This window comes from Klebsiella sp. 64, from assembly GCF_018223915.1.
GTDB classification, from domain to species: Bacteria; Pseudomonadota; Gammaproteobacteria; order Enterobacterales; family Enterobacteriaceae; genus Klebsiella; species Klebsiella pneumoniae.
In genome coordinates this window covers 21859-44453 of sequence record NZ_JAGRQZ010000018.1, presented here as the reverse complement: position 1 = coordinate 44453, position 22595 = coordinate 21859, and the positions used below count along the sequence as shown (strand labels likewise).

The window sequence follows — 22595 nt, the reverse complement described above, 5'->3', positions numbered from 1 at the left end:
GGCCGAGCCCGCCCATTGAGGTTCAGGAAAAAATGCCGCTTTGCAGGGCATGGCGAATCAGATGCGCCTTATCATGAGCCGGATTTATTTGCAGAAGCTGCTGCATCCTCTGCTGGCAGGCGGATACGTTGCCCAGCCCCAGATGGCCCAGCGCTTCAATAAACAAGCAGTGCTGCAGATGTCTCTGCTGCGCTGATACATCGAGAACCACCAGGTCCGGAAGAGAGACGGCAAAAAAATCGACTTGCGGAACGTCATCCCGATGCTGCGCGGCCCAGTCGATAAAATGGCGGAAGTGCTGCTCGGCCTGCGCTGGGTTACCGCTCTTACGCAGCGCAATGCCCTGCCAGAAAAGGTAATCGGCGGGTTGATCGTTGTAGTACCGCCCGGCGTCCAGCGTTGAGCCCCCTTGCCGGGCAAGCTGGTAATATTCCGCCGCCTGCTGCGCATCCCCAGCCTGTTCTGCGCAGTAGCCCAGCAAATACCAGATATCGTTGTCCGTTTGCCCAGGCAGTCGCCCCTCCCCCAGATTGTCGGGATAGCGTAATGCGGCTTTCAGACAGTCCGTGGCCTGTTTAAACGCCCCACGCTCGATGAACTGTAATGCCAGATGGAGCTGATTGAGCAAATACTGGCCGGTGATTTTCCCTTCTCCTCCTTCCCAGGGATGGAATACGCGCGTATCCAGAATCGCGGCGGCATCGGCATAATGACCGGACGCGTTCCACAGGCTTAGCAGCTCAGCGGTCAGGTCGTCCCGCTTCAGCACCACGGCTTTACGTTCCACCAGCGTCGTCAGTCGCTCATGTACCGGCCTGGCCAGTAATTTTTGCAAAAAATCGAGTTCAAACAGGAAGCGCGCATTGTCCGGCTCCAGCGCTACGGCGCGCTGCAGATAAGCCAGCGCCTGCGTTGCATCCTGCTGTTTATTCCACGAGTAAACGCCCAGCAGACGATGAGCGGGCGCATAATCGGGAGATTTTTCGAGCGTCTCGCGCCAGCAGCTCACCGCCTCGTCATAGCGACGTTTGCTGTACCAGAAGCAACCGAGTAGATAGCGGGCAAAAGCGCTGTCGCCCAGCGACTGCAGCATCTGAACTTCATCGAGTGAGTTAGGGAAACGAACATTGTGCGCATGGCAGTGCTCGGCGGCGGCAATAAACTGTTGGCGTTCATTGGCATCATCACTTAGCGACGCACGCCAGAGCATCGGCAGCGCTTCCTGACTGTCCAGAACCGCAAGAACCTCTTTCACCGCCGACGTCTGTCCGATAGAGAGCAACCAACCCGCCAGCAGGCTGGCGTTGACCCCTCTGCGCCCCGTGATGCGCAGCAGGGCTTCTCGCGCGTCGTCGCTCCGCTCAATCATCCAGCGCGCGCAGTGCAGCGGATAGCTCAATGGGTATTGCTCAAGAGAGGCGAAAATAAACTCCAGCGCTGCTTTCTTCTGCCCACTGTTGGCTAATGCCAGCGCTTTCAACCCCATCGCCAGAGGATTGCTGGCGTTGAACCGCAGACTGGTGTTTACTTTTTCCAGCGCATCGGCAACATCACCGCGCTTCATCGCCAGCCTCGCCAGCGACCACCAGGCGGCGTCACGGCAGTTACCGCTCCAGGAGGCTTTGTAATAGTGATCCCAGGCGCCTGCATCATCCCCCATCCTTTCCAGCACGCTGGCAAGCAGCATACTGGCTTCGCCATCTCGCGGGTTCTTATTCAAACGATGCGCGCGCTGTAGCGCAGCACGGGCACACTGTTCCGCCAGCGCCCAGTCGGCACTGTTGAACGCCAGGGTACCGAGGGCAACATTATTGCGATAATCCTGCGGATCGAGCTCAACCGCCCGACGATAGTAATCCCCGGCGTAGCGGCTTGCGTGGTTGTATTGTTCAAGGTGCTGGCCGATAAAATAGAGCTCGTCGCCATTGTGGATCGCTTCCGGTAACGCGGGCGCTATAGCTGGTTCGGGCAGCGGCGTCTGTTGGGTAATATGTTCCTGATAATCCAGCAGCGGCTGGTTCTCGGCGGTTTTCACTTTGAGGGTTAAGCGCCCGACGCCATTTTCCGGCAGCGTCTGCTGCCAGCTCTCACCGGGCTTCAGCGTCAGCTGAGTTTCGTACAATGGCTGATGGTCAGCGCTGAGTTCAACCACGATATGATTTAGCGGAGCAATGGCATATACGCCAAGCTGCAGTTGCCCAGACTCGCGAACCAGCTTCAGTGCCAGCTGTGTATTGGCATTTTGCACCATCCCTAACTCGCTGTAGGGAAGGAAATTTTGCACAAACACCTTCTCTTCATAAGGCGCAAGCCACGTAAAGTCAGGCTGGTTATCGGTGAAGACGCCGGTCATCAGCTCAATATAAGGGCCATTTTCATCAGTCAGATTTCGATCCCAGGCCTGGCCAAAATCCCCGTACCCCCAGCTCCACTGTTTCTTGCCAGGAGAGACATGGTGATCGGCAACATGCAGTAACCCGCCTCGCTCGTCATGATGATAAGCGCCGACAAAATCGTAATCCGACTTCTCCGCCATATACGAAGTGGGTACCGGGACGTTTTTATAACGGGAGATATCAACCCCCGCAGAATAGTCCACTTTGTAGTAGGTACCGGTGGCAATCGGGAAAGCGGAAACATCACGCTTACCATGGTCGAATACAGCGGTGACATCGGGTGGGAATACACTCTGGTGGGCATCGCCGCCTTTTACTGCAGGGTTGGCCCACCACAGGAAATGGCGCGGCGTGGCGTTACCATTGAAGATCTTGCCAGTGATTTCAATCAGCGCGCGGTCAGGATAGAGCGTAAACCCGGCCATAACCTGCAAACCGCGCATGGGCTCCGCTTCCCCCATCCATACGGTCTGCGCGCCGTTTTCTCCCTGCTGAATAGAAAAATCGACCGGCTTAAAGGTCGTCGGCCGGTGATGTTGCGGCCAGTTAAATTCGATTCCGCCGGAGATCCAGGGCCCGAGCAGCCCTACCAGGGCTGGCTTAACCACCTCATTGTAATAGACGAAATCACGTTGTTTGACTTTATCATATGCCCGGTGAATACGGCCGCCAAGCTCCGGTAGCAGCATGACCCGAAGGAAATCATTCTCCATCCACACTGCCTGATAATCGCGCATTTCGCGTTCGCCGGTCAGGGTATCAATCACGCCGTAGGGATAGACGCTGCCGGAAGATCCTTGATAAACACGTTTTTCCAGAAACATAGGGTTCGGATCTTCCGCTCCCGTCGTCCACGTTGGTAATGAAATGATTTCCTGCCAGACCTTAACCGAACCGTACATGATGCCTCCACTAAACAAAACGAAGTAAAAGTTGCAATAACAGGAGTCTATATCGCCAATTCGCTGTTAAAATGCGCAATGCTCACGCAATATAGTTAAGGGAGTTAAGTGTATGCAGCGTACTGGCTTTAATAACGCCCGGGTCCGGCAGGCCAATAAGTCGATTTTTCTTTCCCATCTGTGGCGGGAAAAGCAGCTCAGTAAATCACAGCTCTCTCAACTCACCGGTCTCTCCATTCCGGCGGTGAGCAATATTCTGGCCGAGCTGCTTAGCGAGGGATTGATCGGTCACTCAACGGAACACTTGAGCAAACGGGGCGTGAACAGCGGCAGCTACCAGATCCCCGAGCACGGCGCCTGGACACTGTGCATGAATATCACCCCGACCAGCATTGAATATCAGCTTGCCGACGCCCGCCTGCTGGCAGTGGATGGTCATCAGCATTTGCCGGTCAACGCGCCCACTCCTCAGGCCCTGCTTGAGGCCATCGTTGAATGCTGGCGGCATATCCACCGCCGCTACCCGCAGCACAGCATCAATCTCGCCCTTGGCGTGCATGGACAGGTTGATCCGATTACCGGCGTTTCACAAACCATGCCCCAGGCACGCTGGAAAACACCGATCGAAATAAAGTATCTGCTTGAGGAGCGGCTTGGCGTGCAGGTTCGGGTGGATAACGACTGCGTGATGCTGGCGCTGGCGGAGAAGTGGCAGCATCAGGGTACACAGCAGGATTTTTGCGTGATCAACGTCGACTACGGTATCGGCTCGTCATTTGTGATTAACGATCATATTTATCGCGGCAGTCTGTACGGCAGCGGGCAGATTGGGCATACGATTGTCAATCCTGACGGCAAAGCCTGCGACTGCGGAAGATACGGTTGCCTCGAAACCGTCGCCTCTCTCAGCGCGCTGAAAAAACAGGCCCGAATGTGGCTCAAAACGCAGCCTGAAGCAACGCTCTCCCCTGAGCAGTTAACCACGGCGTCGCTCATTGAGGCCTGGAAAGAGGGAGATGTGCAAATTCGCGCATGGGTTGATAACGCTGCCAACGCGATTGGCTTAAGCCTCTATAATTTCCTGAATATATTAAATATTAATCAAATATGGCTTTACGGGCGCAGCTGCGCCTTCGGTGAGCAGTGGCTGGAAAGTATCGTCAAACAAACGGGTTTCAACCCCTTTGACCACCGGGATACGCCGCGAGCGCACGCCACCCAAATTGGCTTTGGCCAGCTGACACGCGCCCAGCAGCTGATGGGGATAGGTTATCTGTACGTTGAGGAGCAATTGCAGACGCTGGTTTAGTCATAAACGAACGTGGCGGAGCGCAAATTTGTGTATTACGTTTAAATCACACGTCTCTCATAACGAGCTGATTATGAACACACTCCGCTATTTTGATTTTGGCGCTTCCCGCTCTCTATTGCTGCTTATCGCCCGCATCGCCGTGGTGATTCTGTTTATTCTTTTTGGCTACCCCAAACTGCTGGGCTTTGACGGTACGGTGCAGTACATGGCCGCCTCCGGCGCGCCGATGCCGACCCTGGCGGCGATTATCGCCGTCATTATGGAAGTGCCTGCCGCGATTCTGATTGTGCTCGGCTTTTTCACCCGCCCGCTGGCGGTCATCTTTATTTTCTACACCCTGGGCACGGCGGTGATTGGCCATCACTACTGGGATATGACTGGCGATGCGGTATTGCCGAACATGATTAACTTCTGGAAAAACGTCAGCATCGCCGGCGCTTTCCTGCTGCTGGCGGTAACCGGCCCCGGGGCGATCTCCCTCGACCGCCGCTAATCTCCAGACGCAAAAAAGGCCGCATACGCGGCCTTTTTGATGTCAACGCTAACGCTTACGCATATACCGGGAAGCGGGCGCAGATATCCAGCACTTTACCTTTCACGCGCTCAATGACCGCGTCGTCATTGATATTGTCCAGCACGTCACACATCCAGCCAGCCAGCTCTTTGACTTCCGCTTCTTTAAAGCCGCGGCGAGTCACTGCCGGAGAACCGATACGGATACCGGAGGTTACGAACGGGCTCTTCGGATCGTTCGGCACGCTGTTTTTGTTGACGGTGATGTTGGCGCGGCCCAGGGCAGCGTCAGCTTCTTTACCGGTCAGGTTTTTATCCACCAGGTCCAGCAGGAACAGGTGGTTCTCAGTACCGCCAGACACCACTTTGTAGCCGCGGTTCAGGAACACTTCCACCATCGCTTTAGCGTTTTTCGCAACCTGCTGCTGGTAAACTTTAAACTCTGGCTCCATCGCTTCTTTCAGCGCCACCGCTTTCGCCGCGATAACGTGCATCAGCGGGCCGCCCTGCGCGCTTGGGAACACTGCAGAGTTCAGTTTTTTGTACAGCTCTTCGCTACCGCCTTTCGCCAGAATCAGGCCGCCGCGCGGACCCGCCAGGGTTTTGTGGGTGGTGGTGGTCACAACGTGAGCATGCGGAACCGGGTTCGGGTACACGCCAGCGGCAATCAGGCCTGCCACGTGCGCCATATCGACGAACAGGTAAGCGCCGATGCTGTCAGCGATTTCACGCATTTTCGCCCAGTCAACGATACCGGAGTAAGCGGAGAAACCACCGATGATCATCTTCGGTTTGTGTTCCTGAGCCTGCTTCGCCATGTCGTCGTAGTCAATTTTACCGGACTCATCAATACCGTAAGGGATGATGTTGTACAGTTTGCCGGAGAAGTTAACCGGGGAGCCGTGAGTCAGGTGGCCGCCCTGCGCCAGGTTCATACCGAGCACGGTGTCGCCCGGCTGCAGCAGCGCGGTGTAGACGGCAAAGTTAGCCTGGGAGCCGGAGTGCGGCTGGACGTTAGCATAGTCAGCGCCGAACAGTTCTTTCGCGCGGTCGATTGCCAGCTGTTCAACCACGTCGACGTATTCACAGCCGCCGTAGTAACGCTTGCCCGGATACCCTTCAGCATATTTGTTGGTCAGCTGAGAGCCCTGCGCCTGCATAACGCGCGGACTGGTGTAGTTTTCGGAGGCGATCAGTTCGATGTGCTCTTCCTGACGTACTTTTTCCTGCTCCATAGCCTGCCACAGTTCGGCATCATAATCGGCAATGTTCATTTCACGCTTTAACATCCGCATCTCCTGACTCAGCTAACAATAAAATTTCGGCCTAAAAAGGCGGTCCGATTGGACAACGGCCCACAGTATAACCGAATCATTCTGTGATAACAGGTCTTGACAAAGGATTTTACGCAAACGATTGGCTCCGCATGACACAAGGCTTTGAGCAATAACGCCTCTCTCAGTATCAACGGATTTCTTTTCAGGTTTGTGATGCAAATTCTTCATGTTGTAACTGGATCGGGGGAATGTGTTAAAGAACCATTTACAACGCAGGGTTATTTCTTTAAGATGCATTTAAAATGCATCATTAAGATAACACATAAGGAAGCACGCTATGCTTGACGCTCAAACCATCGCCACGGTAAAAGCCACCATTCCCCTGCTGGTAGAGACCGGCCCGAAATTAACCGCCCATTTCTACGATCGTATGTTCGCGCATAATCCGGAGCTCAAAGAGATCTTCAACATGAGCAACCAGCGCAACGGCGATCAGCGTGAAGCGTTATTCAACGCTATTGCCGCCTACGCCAGCAATATCGATAACCTGCCTGCCCTGCTGCCGGCGGTGGAAAAGATCGCCCAGAAACACACCAGCTTCCAGATCAAACCGGAGCAGTACAATATTGTTGGCAGCCATCTGCTGGCGACCCTCGATGAAATGTTCAGTCCGGGCCAGGAAGTGCTCGATGCCTGGGGTAAAGCCTACGGCGTGCTGGCGAACGTCTTTATCGGCCGTGAAGCCGAGATCTATCAGCAAAACGCCAGTAAAACCGGCGGCTGGGAAGGGACCCGCGCGTTTCGCATCGTGAAGAAAACCCCGCGCAGCCAGCTTATCACCAGCTTTGAGCTCGAACCGGTTGATGGCCAGCCGGTCGCCGATTACCAGCCTGGCCAGTACCTGGCCATCTGGCTGAAACCGGAAGGCTTCGAATATCAGGAAATCCGCCAGTATTCCCTGACCCGCAAAGCGGACGGCAAAGGCTACCGCATTGCGGTTAAACGCGAGGAAGGCGGTCAGGTTTCCAGCTGGCTGCATAACCATGCCAGCGAAGGCGATGTGGTCTATCTGGCCGCCCCGGCGGGAGATTTCTTCCTTAACGTTAAGCCGCAGACGCCAGTCACCCTGCTCTCCGGCGGCGTCGGGCAAACGCCGATGCTGGCGATGCTGGATGCGCTGGCGAAGAGCGGTCATCAGGGTCAGGTGAACTGGTTCCATGCGGCGGAAAATGGCGACGTTCACGCCTTTGCCGATGAAGTGAAGGCGCTCGGCGCGGCGCTGCCGGCGTTTACCTCTCACGTCTGGTATCGCACCCCGACTGAGGCCGACCGTCAGGCTGGACGTTTTGATAGCGAAGGTTTGATGGATTTAGCAGCAGTGGCGGACAATATTCGCGACCCGCAGATGCAGTATTATCTCTGCGGCCCGGTAGCGTTTATGCAGTTTGCAGCGAAGCAGCTGGTCGAATTAGGGGTCAACAAAGACAACATTCATTACGAATGCTTCGGCCCGCATAAGGTGCTGTAAGCCCCGACGACGCGGGGATCTGTAGGCCGGGTAAGCGCAGCGCCACCCGGCAATACTGCAGCGAGCGGCGAGCGTTAAATCGCCGCGTCGTCTTCTTCGCCGGTACGAATACGAATGACCCGCGCCACGTCGAAGACAAAGATTTTACCGTCGCCGATTTTACCGGTCTGTGCGGTACGGATGATGGTATCCACACAGGTATCGACGATATCGTCGGTCACCACAATTTCAATTTTTACTTTCGGCAGAAAATCGACCATATACTCGGCACCACGGTACAGTTCGGTGTGCCCTTTCTGGCGGCCAAAGCCTTTCACTTCCGTTACCGTCATCCCGGTGATGCCGACTTCGGCCAGCGCTTCACGCACGTCATCCAGTTTGAAAGGTTTAATAATCGCATCAATCTTTTTCATGGGGTTCCTGTCTTAATCGCGTAACCGGTTGCTTACCGTATCATAACTTGCGCTATAGTGCGGAGCTACTCTTTAAAGTCGTTGGCGTCGAGCTCATGGCGCGACAGCAGCTTATAGAATTCGGTGCGGTTGCGCCCTGCCATCCGCGCGGCGTGAGTGACGTTGCCCTTGGTAATTTGCAGCAGCTTGCGCAGGTAGTTCAGCTCAAACTGATTGCGCGCCTCCACGAAGGTCGGCAGCGCCGTGTTCTCGCCCTCCAGCGCTTGCTCAACCAGCGCGTCGCCGATCACTGGCGACGAAGTCAGGGCCACGCACTGCTCGATCACGTTCACCAGCTGGCGCACGTTGCCCGGCCATTTGGCGGCCATCAGCCGCTTCATTGCATCGCTGGAAAACGCCCGCACGAACGGCTTATGGCGATCGGCGGACTGACGCAGCAGATGGTTGGCCAACAGCGGGATGTCTTCCGTACGTTCGGAGAGCGGCGGTATTTTCAGGTTCACTACGTTGAGGCGGTAGAACAGGTCTTCACGAAACTCGCCGCGGGCCATCGCCTTCGGCAGGTCGCGGTGGGTGGCGGAGATAATCCGCACGTTGATTTCGATATCGCGGTTGCTGCCCAGCGGGCGCACCTTGCGCTCCTGCAGGACGCGCAGCAGCTTCACCTGCAACGCAACCGGCATATCACCGATCTCGTCGAGAAACAGCGTACCACCCTCAGCGGCCTGGAATAATCCTTCACGGTTACTGACCGCGCCGGTAAAAGCGCCCCGCGCATGGCCAAACAGTTCGGATTCGAGCAGCTGTTCCGGCAGCGCGCCGCAGTTGATCGCCACGAACGGCTTATCATGACGCGGGCTGGCGTTGTGGATCGCCTGGGCGACGATCTCCTTCCCGGTCCCGCTCTGGCCATTAATCAGTACGCTGACATCCGATTGCGCCACCATCCCGGCCTGCTCAAGCAGGCGCAGCATCAGCGGGCTGCGGGTTACAATCGCCTGGCGCCAGGCTTCGTCGGTGGCCGGCGAGCGCTGCTCCAGCGCCTCATCAATGGCTTTATATAAGGCATCTTTATCGACCGGCTTGGTCAGGAAGCTGAACACCCCCTGCTGGGTAGCCGCCACGGCGTCGGGAATCGAACCGTGAGCGGTGAGAATGATCACCGGCATGCCGGGGTGGCCCTTCTGGATCTCGCTAAACAGCTGCAGGCCGTCCATTTCATCCATCCGCAGATCGCTAATCACCAGATCCACTTTCTCACGCCCCAGCACGCGCAGCGCTTCCGGCCCGCTCTCGGCGGTGACCACGCTGTAGCCTTCGCTGACCAGGCGCATGCCCAGTAGCTTCAACAGTCCCGGATCGTCATCCACCAGCAGTAAACGCGCCGGTTTACGGATCGTCATGGATCACCTCCGGCACTTTTTCGCTGCCGAAATTGCCGCCCGGCTTGCGGCTGGAGAGCTGGCGTTCGATATCCGTCAGGTTCTCCAGCTTGCGGGTGGTCAGCTCCAGCTGCTCGCGCAGCGCCAGCTCCTGCTGACGCAGTGTCTCCAGTTCGCTATCGCTGGACTGCTGAAGCTTCGCGTAACGGGCACGCTCTTCCACCAGCTGCAGCTGACGGGTCTGGCCGTCGCGCCAGAGCTGATACAGCGGGCGGACCTGAACGGCGATTTGCGGGCTGAAGGTATCGAGACGCGCCACCAGGTCGCGGCGCTCCTCAGGGGTAATTTTAGCATCAGCAAGCAGGATGCCGCGACGGAACGCGTCCTGCCAGCTGTCGTCGGTATGGCGTTTCGCCTCCGCCCGCGCCTGCGCCGGCGCGAGGCGATCGGCACAGTCAATGCCCCGCAGCCAGTAGAGGGGATTTTTGTCGCTGGCATCGCTGCTGTGCGCCCAGATATCCGCGCAGTCTACCGCGACAAAATCGGCCACCTGATGCTGCGCCTGCCCGGGGGCGGCGGTACCTTCCGCGGTATGCGGTGAAAAGCCGGCGGAACACCCCGCCAGCGTCAGACAAGCAATGCCTGAAAGCAGCCATCCGCTGAGGGAACGGCGCCAGGCCAGGAATTGGGACATAGTTCCCCGATATCGATTCATAAGTTGGATTATTCCGGCGCTGAGGGAAGCGTAATGCGAAAACAGACCTGCCCGGCGGGCGCATCAACTAAGCTGAGCTCCCCTTGCATCTGCCGGACGCAGTCGCGGGCGATACTCAACCCCAGTCCACTGCCCTTAACGGCCCCTTTACGCTGGTGACTCCCCTGGTAAAAAGGCTCGAATATCATGTTTTTTTCCGCGGCCGGGATCGGTTCGCCGCTGTTGGCGACATCAATACGCACCTGATCTCCGTGCCGGTAGCTATGGATACGGATGTTACCGGATTCAGCACCATAGTGCACCGCATTGGAGTAGAGATTATCCATTACGCTTATCAATAGCGCAGGCTCTGCCAGGCAACGCCGCGCCTGCAGCGTCAGTTCGGTATGCATCAGTTTAGCCCGCGCGGGCAGGCTGTGCGCCGCCACGACGTTTTCCACCAGTTCCACCAGGTCCACCGCTTCGCGAGCCACCGGGCCGTCGGCCTGTTTTCGGTTATAGTCCAGCAGCTGTTCAATCAGCTTTTGCAGGTTACGGCTACTGCTGTCGAGGATCTCGACAATCTCCTGCTGCTCAGGGGTCAGGGGCCCCGCGACCCGGTCGGCCAACAGCTCGGTACCTTCACGCATACTGGCCAACGGGGTTTTCAGCTCATGCGACAGATGGCGAAGAAATTGATGCCGCTGCGACTCCAGCCACGCCAGGCGCTCGCTGAGCCAGATGATGCGCTTGCCCACCGATCGCAGCTCGCGCGGGCCGGTAAACAATGCGGCGTCGTCCAGCGACTTTCCTGCCCCCAGCTGATTGATCATTCTTTCGATGCCTTTCACCGGGCCGATAATCATGCGGGTGAAGAGTAGCACCAGCGCCAGGCTCAGCAGAAACAGCACCAGCGCCTGCCAGCCGAAAAACTGGCCGCGTTCGGCTATCTCCTGCTGCAGCTGTTGGCCACGAGAATAGACGACCGCCCGGGTCGCCTGCACCATATCGCTGTTATTACTGGCGAAAACTTCCAGTCTGGCGGCTGCCTGGGCATCGGGTCCGCTATTTTTACACTGCAGCTGCGCCAGATCGCTGACATCCTGACGCAGCGCCTGCCAGAGCTTCTCGTCCGGCAGCACGCCGGCGTGGGCGTCCAGCATCTGGCTGTAGCGCTGCCGCTGGTTTTGATAGACGCGCGCCAGCGTCGGATCGTCCAGCACGCAGTACTGGCGATAGCTGCGCTCCATCTCCAGTGCGGCATTGATCATCGCCTCGCTGCGTCGGGCGTCGACCAGGGTGGTACGGTTAATATGCGCCGCCTGGGCGCTAAGGGCGTTCAGGCTCTGCCAGGCCTGCCAGGCCAGCACCAGCAATGGCAGCAGGATCAGCACAAAAGAGAGCGTCACCAGCTGACGCAGCGAACGGGGGAAAAGAGAGAGTCGCTTCAAGGATGTTGTCTCAATCATTAGCTCTGGTCGATGCTAACTGAGGAGAGCGCCGGAGAAAAGCGCTACCGCTGGTTACTGCGCCGCAGAAACAACAAAGCCAGGCGCAAGGCCTGGCTTTGTTCAGGAATGAGGCGGTGCCTTACTCGACGTTTCGCCCGATGTCTGATAAAGCCAGGCTGTTATCAGGAGTTGGACGGCAGGCACCTGTTTGTGCGTCATTCGAAGTTTATGTAGCGCGTCCCGAAGGGGCTGACATAAGAAGGTGAATGAGCCACTGGTTAATATTATGCATGAACTATGCCAGCTCTCAAAACATTTTATTAACATACTGATATATATGACATTAACCGCAAGAACAGTCGAACTACCTCTGTTTATTTTTCACCCGCGTTGTCGCTATTTAGCGACACCAAATAGGCTACCGATTACTCATCATTTAAATCAATAACTTAAGTGTCGCCTATTGACGACACTGCAATATCGCAGTTGTCGGCAATTCCCGACACCCTGGCGTGCCGACCATCACAGATAAAAAAAAGCCCCCTGTCAGGCAGGGGGCTGATACGTTCGCGTGAAGCGCGGCGGGAAGATTAACCCAGCTGTTTACGCGCGTTACGGAAGATACGCATCCACGGGCTATCCTCGCCCCAGTTCTCCGGGTGCCAGGAGTTGCTTACGGTGCGGAAGACGCGTTCCGGGTGCGGCATCATGATGGTCGCGCGCCCGCTTTCGCTGGTCACCGCGGTGATACCGTTCGGGGAACCGTTCGGGTTCGCCGGATAGGTTTCGGTCACTTTGCCGAAGTTATCCACGAAGCGCAGCGCCACCAGACCTTTGCTCTCCAGCTGAGCCAGATGCGCGCTGTCGCGCACTTCCACCTGACCTTCGCCGTGGGAGACCGCAATCGGCATCCGTGAGCCAACCATGCCTTCCAGCAGCAGGGATGGGCTTTGCGTCACTTCCACCAGGCTAAAGCGCGCTTCAAAGCGGTCAGACTGGTTGCGCACAAAGCGCGGCCACAGGTCGCTGCCCGGGATCAGCTCGCGCAGGTTGGACATCATCTGACAGCCGTTGCACACGCCGAGCGCCAGCGTCTGCGGACGATGGAAGAAGGTCGCGAACTCATCGCGCACGCGCTCGTTGAACAGAATCGACTTCGCCCAGCCCTCGCCCGCGCCCAACACGTCGCCGTAGGAGAAGCCGCCGCAGGCTACCAGGGCATGGAAATCGCCCAGACCGGTCCGGCCGGCCAGCAGGTCGCTCATATGCACGTCGATGGCGTCAAAGCCGGCGCGATGGAAGGCGGCCGCCATTTCAACGTGGGAGTTCACCCCCTGCTCGCGCAGGACGGCCACTTTCGGCCGCGCGCCGGTGGCAATGTACGGGGCGGCGACGTCGTCGTTAATATCAAACGAGAGCTTCACATTGAGGCCCGGGTCGGCATCATTGGCTTTCGCCTCATGCTCCTGATCGGCGCAGGCCGGGTTGTCGCGCAGACGCTGCATCTGCCAGGTGGTTTCCGCCCACCACATGCGCAGCGTGGTGCGGCTTTCGCTGAACACCGTCTGACCGCCGGCGGTCAGCACGAAGCGATCGCCCTCAACCGCTTTACCGAGGTAATGCACGCAGTCCGCCAGGCCGTTAACCGCCAGAATGGCTTCCACCGCCTCACGGTCTGCGGCGCGGACCTGAATCACCGCCCCCAGCTCTTCGTTGAACAGCGCGGCCAGATGGTCGTCGCCCAGCGCGGCGATATCCGCTTCCACGCCGCAGTGGCCGGTAAAGGCCATTTCCGCCAGCGTGACAAGCAGACCGCCGTCGGAGCGGTCGTGGTAGGCCAGCAGTTTACGCTGCGCCACCAGGGCCTGCATCGCATTCCAGAAGCCTTTCAGTTGCGCGACATCGCGCACGTCAGCCGGCTTGTCGCCGAGCTGGCGATAGACCTGCGCCAGCGCCGTCGCGCCCAGCGCGTTGTGCCCTTTACCGAGGTCGATCAGCAGCAGGGCGTTATCTTCCGTCGAAAGCTGCGGCGTGACGGTATGACGGACATCTTCGACACGGGCGAAGGCAGAGATGACCAGCGACAGCGGAGAGGTCATCTCGCGCTGCTCGCTGCCTTCCTGCCAGCGGGTTTTCATCGACATCGAGTCTTTACCGACCGGAATGGTCAGGCCCAGCGCCGGGCACAGCTCTTCGCCTACCGCTTTTACCGCCTCATACAGGCCAGCGTCTTCGCCCGGGTGACCTGCGGCGGCCATCCAGTTAGCTGACAGTTTCACGCGATTCAGCTCGCCAATCTGCGTGGCGGCGATGTTGGTCAGCGCTTCGCCGACCGCCAGACGGCCAGAGGCCGCGAAGTCCAGCAGGGCGACCGGGGCGCGCTCGCCCATCGCCATCGCTTCGCCATAGTAGCTGTCGAGGCTGGCGGTGGTCACCGCGCAGTTGGCCACCGGGATCTGCCACGGGCCAACCATCTGGTCGCGGGCGACCATACCGGTCACGGTGCGGTCGCCGATGGTGACGAGGAAGGTTTTCTCGGCCACCGTCGGCAGATGCAGAACGCGGTTAACCGCATCGGCAAGGGTAATCGGTTGGCGATCCAGTGCACTACCCTGAGCTTTCAGAGTCTGCACGTCGCGGGTCATTTTCGGCGTTTTGCCGAGCAGGACGTCCAGCGGCAGGTCGATCGGCTGATCGTTAAAGTGGCTGTCGCTCAGGCTCAGATGCTGCTCAGCGGTGGCTTCGCCGATAACGGCATAAGGCGCGCGCTCGCGGCGGCACAGTTCGTCGAACAGCGGCAGCTGCTCCGGGGCGACCGCCAGAACATAACGTTCCTGCGATTCGTTACACCAGATCTCCAGCGGACTCATCCCTGGCTCATCGCTGAGAATATCGCGCAGCTGGAATTTACCGCCGCGGCCGCCGTCGCTCACCAGCTCCGGCATAGCGTTGGAGAGACCGCCGGCGCCAACGTCGTGGATAAAGAGGATCGGGTTGGCGTCGCCCAACTGCCAGCAGCGGTCGATCACTTCCTGACAGCGGCGCTCCATTTCCGGGTTGTCACGCTGTACGGAGGCGAAATCGAGATCGGCATCGGACTGGCCGGAGGCCATAGAAGACGCCGCGCCGCCGCCGAGGCCGATATTCATCGCCGGGCCGCCCAGCACGATCAGCTTCGCGCCGACGGTAATCTCGCCCTTCTGCACGTGCTCACCGCGGATGTTGCCGATACCGCCGGCCAGCATGATCGGTTTGTGGTAGCCACGCAGCTCTTCGCCATTGTGGCTGGTGACTTTCTCTTCATAGGTGCGGAAGTAGCCGTTCAGCGCCGGACGACCAAATTCGTTGTTAAACGCCGCGCCGCCCAGCGGGCCTTCGGTCATGATGTCCAGGGCGGTGACAATGCGATCCGGTTTACCGAAATCTTCTTCCCACGGCTGTTCGAAGCCCGGGATACGCAGGTTGGAAACCGAGAAGCCCACCAGGCCCGCTTTCGGCTTCGCGCCGCGGCCGGTGGCGCCTTCATCGCGGATTTCGCCGCCGGAGCCAGTTGCCGCGCCCGGCCATGGAGAGATGGCCGTCGGGTGGTTATGGGTTTCCACCTTCATCAGAATGTGCGCCGGCTCCTGATGGAAGTCGTAGCGCCCGGTCTGATGGTCGGCGAAATAGCGCCCGACTTCAGACCCTTCCATCACCGCGGCATTATCTTTATAGGCCGACAGCACGTAGTCCGGCGTTTTTTCAAAGGTGTTTTTGATCATTTTGAACAGCGACTTCGGCTGCTGTTCGCCGTCGATGATCCAGTCGGCGTTGAAAATCTTGTGGCGACAGTGCTCTGAGTTCGCCTGGGCGAACATATACAGCTCGATATCGTTCGGGTTGCGTCCCAGGCGGGTAAACGCGTCCTGCAGGTAGTCAATTTCGTCGTCGGCCAGCGCCAGACCCAGACGGAGGTTGGCGTCAATCAGCGCCTGACGCCCTTCGCCCAGCAGGTCGACGCTGGTGACCGGCGTCGGCTGATGGTGAGCAAACAGCTTCTCGCCCGCTTCCAGCTCGTCGAAGACGCTCTCCATCATGCGGTCGTGCAGCTCCGCCGCCACCGCGGCCCACTGCGCTTCGGTCAGGGTTGAGGCTTCAACGTAATACGCCACGCCGCGCTCAAGACGCACAACCTGCGCCAGACCGCAGTTGTGAGCGATATCGGTAGCTTTAGAAGACCAGGGAGAGATGGTGCCAGGGCGAGGGGTCACGAGCAGTAATTTACCGGTCGGGGTATGGCTGCTTAAGCTCGGGCCATACTGAAGCAGTCGCGCCAGGCGCTCGCGATCGTCAGCGCTCAGCGGGGCATTCAGATCGGCAAAATGAATATATTCGGCATATATGGCGCTTACCGGAAGGTTGGCCGCCTGAAATCGTGCCAGCAGTTTATTAATACGGAATGCCGACAGTGCAGGTGAACCACGCAAAATTTCCATCATAAGTCTCTCGTCTTCGAAGCTTTCAGGGTGAGCCAGGGGGGGAAACGGGCGTCATTATAGTGAATCCTGCGCCCCGACGAAACCGTTTGCGTAGAAATAAAATCATTGATGCTGTTTATCAATAAATGTGACGACCATCGCGAATAAGTTGCCAACTGGCGCATTATTAAGCAGAATGCCGCACATTCGACGACAACCTTGCGTTTTTTCCGGACATCGCCTGCTGAGGAACCTGAAGCTGCAGAAGATTAACTCTCTGAAAAAATTAAAGATTAATTATCTGCTGATCGGCATTGTCACCCTTTTGCTGGCGGCGGCCCTGTGGCCGTCGATCCCCTGGTCTGGTAAACCCGAGAACCGGGTGGCGGGCATTATCGCTCGCGGCGAGCTGCGCATCAGCACCATCAACTCGCCAATGACCTTCGCCACCATGAACAATAAAGCGTTCGGTCTGGATTATGAACTGGCGAAGCAGTTTGCCGACTACCTTGGCGTAACGCTTAAGATAACCGTCCGGCAAAACATCAGCCAGCTGTTTGACGACCTCGACGACGGTCAGGCCGATATGCTGGCCGCCGGACTGGTCTATAACCAGGAGCGAGTGAAAAACTATCAGGCCGGCCCCACCTACTATTCTGTTTCGCAACAGCTGGTCTACCGCGTCGGCAATACCCGGCCGCGCACCCTCGCGGCGCTGACCGCCGAGCAGCTCACTATCGCTCCGGGCCACGTGGCGATCAACGACCTGCAGACCTTAAAAGCCGAGAAATACCCGGATCTTGCCTGGCGCGTGGACGAAAAACGCGGTACCACGGCGCTGATGCAGGCGGTGATTGACGGTAAACTTGATTACACCATCGCCGACTCGGTGGCCGTCAGCCTGTTTCAGCGCGTCCATCCGGAGCTGGCGGTGGCCCTCGATATCACCGACGAACAGCCGGTCACCTGGTTTAGCGCCCGGGACGACGATAATTCGCTGTCGGCGGCAATGCTTGATTTCTTCAACAACATCAATGAAGACGGCACCCTGGCGCGCCTCGAGGAGAAGTACCTCGGCCACGGCAACGATTTCGATTATGTCGATACCCGCACCTTCCTGCGCGCGGTGGAAAATATTCTTCCGGAGGTGCAGCCGCTGTTTGAAAAATACGCCCGCGAGATTGACTGGCGCCTGCTGGCCGCCATCGCCTGGCAGGAATCCCACTGGGATCCGCAGGCCACCTCCCCTACCGGCGTGCGCGGTATGATGATGCTCACACGCAATACGGCACAAAGCCTGGGTCTAACCGACCGCACCGATGCGGCGCAGAGTATCGACGGCGGCATGCGCTACCTGCAGGATATGATGGATAAAGTGCCGGATTCGATCCCGAAAGATGAACGCATTTGGTTTGCGCTGGCCGCTTATAATATGGGTTATGCCCATATGCTGGACGCCATGGCGCTCACCCGCAAACAGAAAGGCAATCCTAACAGCTGGGCGGACGTTAAGCTGCGTTTACCCTTGCTGAGCCAGAAACCCTATTACAGCAAACTAAAATACGGCTATGCCCGCGGCCATGAGGCCTACGCCTATGTGGAAAACATCCGCAAATATCAGATAAGCCTTGTCGGCTATTTGTCAGAGAAGGAGCGCCAGCAGCAGCAAACGCTGGCCCTGGCGGAGGATTACCCGGCCGTGCTCCCCAATGAGCTCGAACAGCCGCAGGAGACCACCCTGCCCTTTTTCAAGTTTCGCGCCGATAAGCAGATGGATAATGCCCGGATGAAACTCCCCGGCCACCTGTATTAACTTTCCCCAGTCTGCTCCCGGGCTTTCTTCAGCGCTTTTTTCTCTTCCCGCCGCCAGCGGAAGAAGTCGCTCAGCATGGCAGAGCAGGACTCTGCCAGCACGCCTTCGCTAATCTCAACCCGATGGTTCATTCCCGGGTGGTGCAGAACATCCATCAGCGAGCCGGCGGCGCCGGTCTTGGCATCCCTGGCGCCAAACACCAGGCGGGCGATACGGCTGTGCACCATCGCGCCCGCGCACATGACGCAGGGCTCGAGGGTCACGTACAGCGTGGCGTCGATCAGGCGGTAGTTTTGCAGCACCAGTCCGCCCTGGCGTAAGGCCATAATCTCCGCATGGGCGGTGGGGTCGTGACGGCCTATCGGCCGGTTCCAACCCTCGCCAATGACCTGATTGTTATGCACCAGCACCGCGCCCACCGGCACCTCGCCCTCTTCCCAGGCGCGTTTCGCCAGCGTCAGGGCATGACGCATCCAGTATTCATCATTGAGTTCGAGGTCAGACACAGCGGCCACTCCAGCAGAAAAAGCGGGGCGCATTATACATGGGCGCTATCAATTACACACTATTACTCCAGCTGCTGAAGCTCTCCCTGAGGGGTTACCCGCCAGCGATGCTGGCAAAAGCCGAGCAATGGATTATCCTGCTCACTATCGCTATAGCCGCTATACAGCCGCAGCGGGGCGCCAATCTTTTTCTCCAGCTGTACCACCTTTTCATGCCCCAGGCAGCGCAGGGTCAATACCCAGCCGCCCCAGCGGCGCGCGGTGCGGCTGGCTATCAGATTCACCCGCGGCAACCAGAGGGTATCGCGATAGACCTGCTCCACCAGCGACTGCGGCGAGCCGGTGATCAACCAGACGTCGGCATCGGTGCTGGTCAGGTAGGCGGTAAGCCGCGCATGAACTACCGGAAACGCCGTCACATGATGGCGAAACCAGCCGACAAACTCCGCTTCCAGCCGCTTCAGCACCGCCTCGCGGCGGCCAAAGGTTGTCGCCCACAGCAGGAGGCTCATCGGCCAGCGCGCCGCCCGTCCGCTCACTGCCAGTCCGGCAAGGATCACCGGCCCCATCGCCACCACCAGCAACAGGTTCAGCGGCAAATGGCGCAGCAGATAGCGCAGAAAACTGCCGAACATATCCTGTTGGTGTAAGGTTCCGTCCAGATCGAAAAACACCACTCTCCGTTCAGTGTGCTGCAAACTGCCTCCTTTATCTCAGAACTCGCTTCTCGTTAGGGTAAGCTTAACAGCCTGACGCCATGTCGAGGGAAAACATCCCCTGCCGTTAAGAAAGAATTAAAGTAGCAGGCGAAGGAAAAATTGTGGCTTAAGAATTTTTAATTCATGGTATACCCCTTATAATCGAATAAAAATTCTGTCAGTCACGAGCCGGACGGCTCCAGCGGAGCTCCAATGAACTGTTTAACGCGTATTCGTCAGCGCTATCCCACCCTGGCGGCGAGCGACAAAAAGTTGGCCGATTATATTCTGAGCCAGCCCGATGAGACCCGGCACCTCAGCTCGCAGCAGCTGGCAGCGGAAGCCGGTGTGAGTCAGTCCAGCGTGGTTAAATTTGCCCAGAAGCTGGGATTCAAAGGCTTTCCGGCGCTGAAGCTGGCCCTTAGTGAAGCGCTGGCGAGTAGCCCGGATCCGCACTCCGTCCCGGTGCATAACCACATTCGCGGTGACGATCCGCTGCGTCTGGTCGGCGAGAAACTCATTAAAGACAATGTCGCCGCCATGCATGCCTCGCTGGACGTCAACACTGAAGAGACGCTACGGGAAGCCGTCACGCTGCTGCGCAACGCCCGGCGAGTGATCGTCACCGGGATTGGCGCCTCCGGCCTGGTGGCGCGTAACTTTAGCTGGAAGCTGATGAAGATCGGCATCAACGCTGTTTCTGAGCAGGATATGCATGCCCTGCTGGCGACGGTGCAGGCCATGTCCAGCGACGATCTTCTGCTGGCGATCTCTTACTCCGGCGAGCGCCGGGAGATCAATATGGCGGCCGGTGAAGCGCTGCGCGTCGGCTGTAAGATCCTGGCGATCACCGGGTTTAGCCCGAACGCCCTGCAACAGCAGGCGACCCACTGCCTGTATACTATCGCCGAAGAACAGGCGACGCGCAGCGCGGCCATCTCCTCCACCAGCGCGCAAATGATGCTCACCGATCTGCTGTTTATGGGGCTGGTGCAGCAGGATCTGGAGCGGGCGCCGGAGCGCATTCGCCATAGCGAAGCGCTGGTGAAAAAGCTGGTCTGAGCAGAAAATGGGCGTATAATGCCCGCCCTGTTTGTGTTGTTTCTGAGACTTTCCTGATGGCGCTGTTAATTACCAAAAAATGCATCAACTGCGATATGTGCGAGCCGGAGTGCCCGAATGAGGCCATTTCGATGGGTGAGAGCATTTATGAGATTAACAGCGACCGCTGCACCGAGTGCGTGGGTCATTACGACACGCCAACCTGCCAGAAAGTGTGCCCGATCCCGAATACGATCCTGAAAGATCCGGCACACGTCGAGAGTGAAGAACAGCTGTGGGATAAATTCGTGCTGATGCACCACGCGGATAAAATTTAACCGCCCTCCTGGCTAGCTTTCGACAATCACCGTGGCGCAGGCGTAGTGGCGTTCATCAGCGAGAGTAACGTGAATAGCGCTTACTCCCATGCGTTCAGCTAAAAGGTTTGCTTCACCCCATAGCCGCAGCTTCGGCTTGCCCAGCTCGTCGTTGTAAACCTCGAACTGGTTAAACGCCAGCCCGTTACGGATCCCGGTTCCCAGCGCTTTCGCCGCCGCTTCCTTGACCGCAAAGCGTTTCGCCAGGAAACGCACCGGCTGCTGGTGCTGCTCCCAGATGCTCCATTCATGGTCGCTCAGCACCCGGCGGGCAAGGCGATCGCCGCTGCGGGCGATCACCGCTTCGATGCGGGCGATCTCGACGATGTCGGTACCCAACCCGAGAATGGCCATTAGCCGCGCGCTTCCAGCATCAGACACTTCATTTCCGCCACCGCCTCTTTCAGGCCGCTCATCACCGCACGGCCAATAATCGCGTGACCGATATTCAGCTCATGCATTTCCGGCAGCGCAGCAATCGCTTTCACGTTGTGGTAGGTCAGACCGTGGCCGGCATTCACCTTCAGGCCGAGGCTGGCGGCGTAGGTGGCCGCTTTGGCAATACGTTCCAGCTCCCTGGCCTGCTCGGCGTCGGTTTTGGCATCGGCATAGCAGCCGGTGTGGATTTCGATATAGGGCGCGCCAACGTCCGCCGCCGCTTTGATCTGCGCTTCATCCGCATCGATAAACAGGGAGACCAGGATGCCGGCATCCGCCAGGCGTTGACAGGCATCGCGCATCTTGTCGCGCTGGCCGGCGACGTCCAGCCCGCCTTCGGTGGTCACTTCCTGACGCTTCTCCGGCACCAGGCAGCAGAAGTGCGGTTTGGTTTCGCAGGCGATCGTCAGCATCTCTTCGGTGACCGCCATTTCAAGATTCATGCGGGTGTGCAGCGTCTGGCGCAGGATACGCACATCGCGATCGGTAATATGGCGACGGTCTTCGCGCAGATGCACGGTAATGCCGTCGGCGCCGGCCTGTTCGGCAATGAAAGCCGCCTGAACCGGATCCGGGTAAGCGGTGCCGCGGGCGTTACGCAAGGTCGCGATATGGTCAATATTGACCCCTAACAATAATTCAGCCATGACAATCCTCGTTAATCATTATTCGTATTATCGGCTCGCGCCTTTCGCGCGGGCATAAACTGGCGAAACAACTCCCGGCTCTTGAGCGGTTTGCCGCCGAGATAGGGCTTCAGGGCGATACGGGTAAAGCGCTTCGCGGCGCGCAGCGTATCAACATCAGGAAACTCGCGACTCGCCAATGCTTTCAAATGGTGCCCGGTAAACGTGTTGTTATCAATCACCAGGCTGGCAATAAAGCCTTTTTCTTCACGATAGCGGTAGGTCATGGTGTCGTCTACCGGCTCGCCGCTCCCGGCGCAGTGGAGAAAATCCACGCCATACCCCAGGTGCCCGAGCAGCGCCAGCTCAAAACGCCGCAGCGCGGGCTCCGGCGAGCCGCTGGCCCCGGCGAGCGCCTGAATGCAGTGCAGGTAGTCGAAAAAGAGTTCGGAGAAGCGTGTTTCGTGCTCCAGCACGCGGGAGATAAGCTCGTTAACGTAGAGACCGCTGTAGAGGGTGATGCCGCTGAGCGGCAGCGCCAGCGAAACGGCTTCCGCGCTGCGCAGGGTTTTGACTTCGCCGCGACCGCCGAAGCGAACCAGCAAGGGGGTAAAGGGCTGTAAAGCGCCTTTGAGATTAGAGCGTTTGGAGCGTGCGCCCTTGGCAACCAGGCGCACACGACCGGATTCTTCCGTGAAGACGTCCAGCATCAGGCTGGTTTCGCTCCACGGACGGCTATGCAGGACAAAGGCGCGCTGCCATCCATCCACG

The 22595-nt window shown here is 58.2% G+C and carries 18 protein-coding genes; 6 read left to right on the top strand and 12 right to left on the bottom strand.

Features of this window, described 5'->3' with window-relative positions:
- Positions 1-22: 22 nt before the first annotated feature.
- Positions 23-3298, bottom strand: a complete 3276-nt coding sequence (locus KHQ23_RS13585) for a DUF5107 domain-containing protein (protein ID WP_015958809.1) — start codon at positions 3296-3298, stop codon at positions 23-25.
- A gap of 112 nt (positions 3299-3410) precedes the next feature.
- Here KHQ23_RS13585 and KHQ23_RS13580 point away from each other — a divergent pair, with 112 nt between their 5' ends.
- Both KHQ23_RS13580 and KHQ23_RS13575 read left to right on the top strand, forming a co-directional pair.
- The gene (locus tag KHQ23_RS13580) at positions 3411-4607 is read left to right on the top strand and encodes an ROK family transcriptional regulator (RefSeq protein ID WP_004214134.1); all 1197 of its coding nucleotides are present in this window, start codon (positions 3411-3413) and stop codon (positions 4605-4607) included.
- Positions 4608-4680: 73 nt separating this feature from the next.
- Positions 4681-5103: a DoxX family protein gene (locus KHQ23_RS13575; RefSeq protein ID WP_002914024.1), complete on the top strand. Its 423-nt coding sequence runs from the start codon at positions 4681-4683 to the stop codon at positions 5101-5103.
- Between the two features lie 55 nt (positions 5104-5158).
- Here the strand turns inward: KHQ23_RS13575 and glyA are convergent, their stop codons facing one another.
- A complete protein-coding gene (gene glyA, locus KHQ23_RS13570; protein ID WP_002914027.1) occupies positions 5159-6412 on the bottom strand; it encodes a serine hydroxymethyltransferase in 1254 nt (417 codons plus the stop codon).
- A 325-nt stretch (positions 6413-6737) separates the two neighbouring features.
- Between glyA and hmpA the strand changes: the two genes are divergently transcribed.
- Positions 6738-7928: an NO-inducible flavohemoprotein gene (hmpA, locus tag KHQ23_RS13565; RefSeq protein ID WP_004185137.1), complete on the top strand. Its 1191-nt coding sequence runs from the start codon at positions 6738-6740 to the stop codon at positions 7926-7928.
- A gap of 74 nt (positions 7929-8002) precedes the next feature.
- Here hmpA and glnB read toward each other — a convergent pair whose 3' ends face one another.
- From glnB to purL, 5 genes are all read right to left on the bottom strand, one after another.
- Positions 8003-8341: a nitrogen regulatory protein P-II gene (glnB, locus tag KHQ23_RS13560; protein WP_002914032.1), complete on the bottom strand. Its 339-nt coding sequence runs from the start codon at positions 8339-8341 to the stop codon at positions 8003-8005.
- 65 nt (positions 8342-8406) lie between these two features.
- Positions 8407-9744, bottom strand: a complete 1338-nt coding sequence (gene glrR, locus KHQ23_RS13555; protein ID WP_004149357.1) for a two-component system response regulator GlrR — start codon at positions 9742-9744, stop codon at positions 8407-8409.
- Complete coding sequence (gene qseG / locus KHQ23_RS13550; protein ID WP_002914033.1) at positions 9731-10417, bottom strand: two-component system QseEF-associated lipoprotein QseG; 687 nt, start codon at positions 10415-10417, stop codon at positions 9731-9733. The genes glrR and qseG overlap by 14 nt, the downstream gene beginning before the upstream one ends.
- Before the next feature lie 29 nt (positions 10418-10446).
- Complete coding sequence (locus tag KHQ23_RS13545) at positions 10447-11868, bottom strand: HAMP domain-containing sensor histidine kinase (RefSeq protein WP_004888415.1); 1422 nt, start codon at positions 11866-11868, stop codon at positions 10447-10449.
- 590 nt (positions 11869-12458) lie between these two features.
- Entirely contained in the window at positions 12459-16346 is a 3888-nt protein-coding gene (purL, locus tag KHQ23_RS13540; RefSeq protein WP_004185139.1) for a phosphoribosylformylglycinamidine synthase, read from the bottom strand.
- A 175-nt stretch (positions 16347-16521) separates the two neighbouring features.
- Between purL and mltF the strand changes: the two genes are divergently transcribed.
- Entirely contained in the window at positions 16522-18138 is a 1617-nt protein-coding gene (gene mltF, locus KHQ23_RS13535) for a membrane-bound lytic murein transglycosylase MltF (RefSeq protein WP_004144346.1), read from the top strand.
- Here the strand turns inward: mltF and tadA are convergent.
- Entirely contained in the window at positions 18135-18644 is a 510-nt protein-coding gene (tadA, locus tag KHQ23_RS13530) for a tRNA adenosine(34) deaminase TadA (protein WP_004180920.1), read from the bottom strand. The two genes, mltF and tadA, sit on opposite strands and share 4 nt — an antisense overlap.
- 62 nt (positions 18645-18706) lie before the next feature.
- On the bottom strand, positions 18707-19342 hold the full coding sequence (gene yfhb / locus KHQ23_RS13525; RefSeq protein ID WP_004180922.1) for a phosphatidylglycerophosphatase C: 636 nt from the start codon (positions 19340-19342) through the stop codon (positions 18707-18709).
- A gap of 213 nt (positions 19343-19555) precedes the next feature.
- Here yfhb and KHQ23_RS13520 point away from each other — a divergent pair, with 213 nt between their 5' ends.
- Together KHQ23_RS13520 and KHQ23_RS13515 are read left to right on the top strand one after the other, a co-directional pair.
- Positions 19556-20404, top strand: coding sequence for a MurR/RpiR family transcriptional regulator (locus tag KHQ23_RS13520; RefSeq protein WP_004144349.1), 849 nt, complete (start codon positions 19556-19558; stop codon positions 20402-20404).
- Positions 20405-20460: 56 nt separating this feature from the next.
- Positions 20461-20721: a YfhL family 4Fe-4S dicluster ferredoxin gene (locus KHQ23_RS13515; RefSeq protein ID WP_004888420.1), complete on the top strand. Its 261-nt coding sequence runs from the start codon at positions 20461-20463 to the stop codon at positions 20719-20721.
- A 12-nt stretch (positions 20722-20733) separates the two neighbouring features.
- Here KHQ23_RS13515 and acpS read toward each other — a convergent pair whose 3' ends face one another.
- The 3 genes from acpS to recO are packed head-to-tail and all read right to left on the bottom strand — an operon-like array spanning position 20734 to position 22594.
- Positions 20734-21114, bottom strand: coding sequence for a holo-ACP synthase (gene acpS / locus KHQ23_RS13510; protein ID WP_004144351.1), 381 nt, complete (start codon positions 21112-21114; stop codon positions 20734-20736).
- Positions 21114-21845, bottom strand: a complete 732-nt coding sequence (gene pdxJ, locus KHQ23_RS13505) for a pyridoxine 5'-phosphate synthase (protein WP_004888422.1) — start codon at positions 21843-21845, stop codon at positions 21114-21116. Before pdxJ ends, acpS begins: the two co-directional genes overlap by 1 nt.
- Before the next feature lie 11 nt (positions 21846-21856).
- Positions 21857-22594 (bottom strand): DNA repair protein RecO, encoded by a 738-nt coding sequence (gene recO / locus KHQ23_RS13500; protein ID WP_002914062.1) that lies wholly within the window; start codon positions 22592-22594, stop codon positions 21857-21859.
- Between the last annotated feature and the right edge of the window lies 1 nt (position 22595).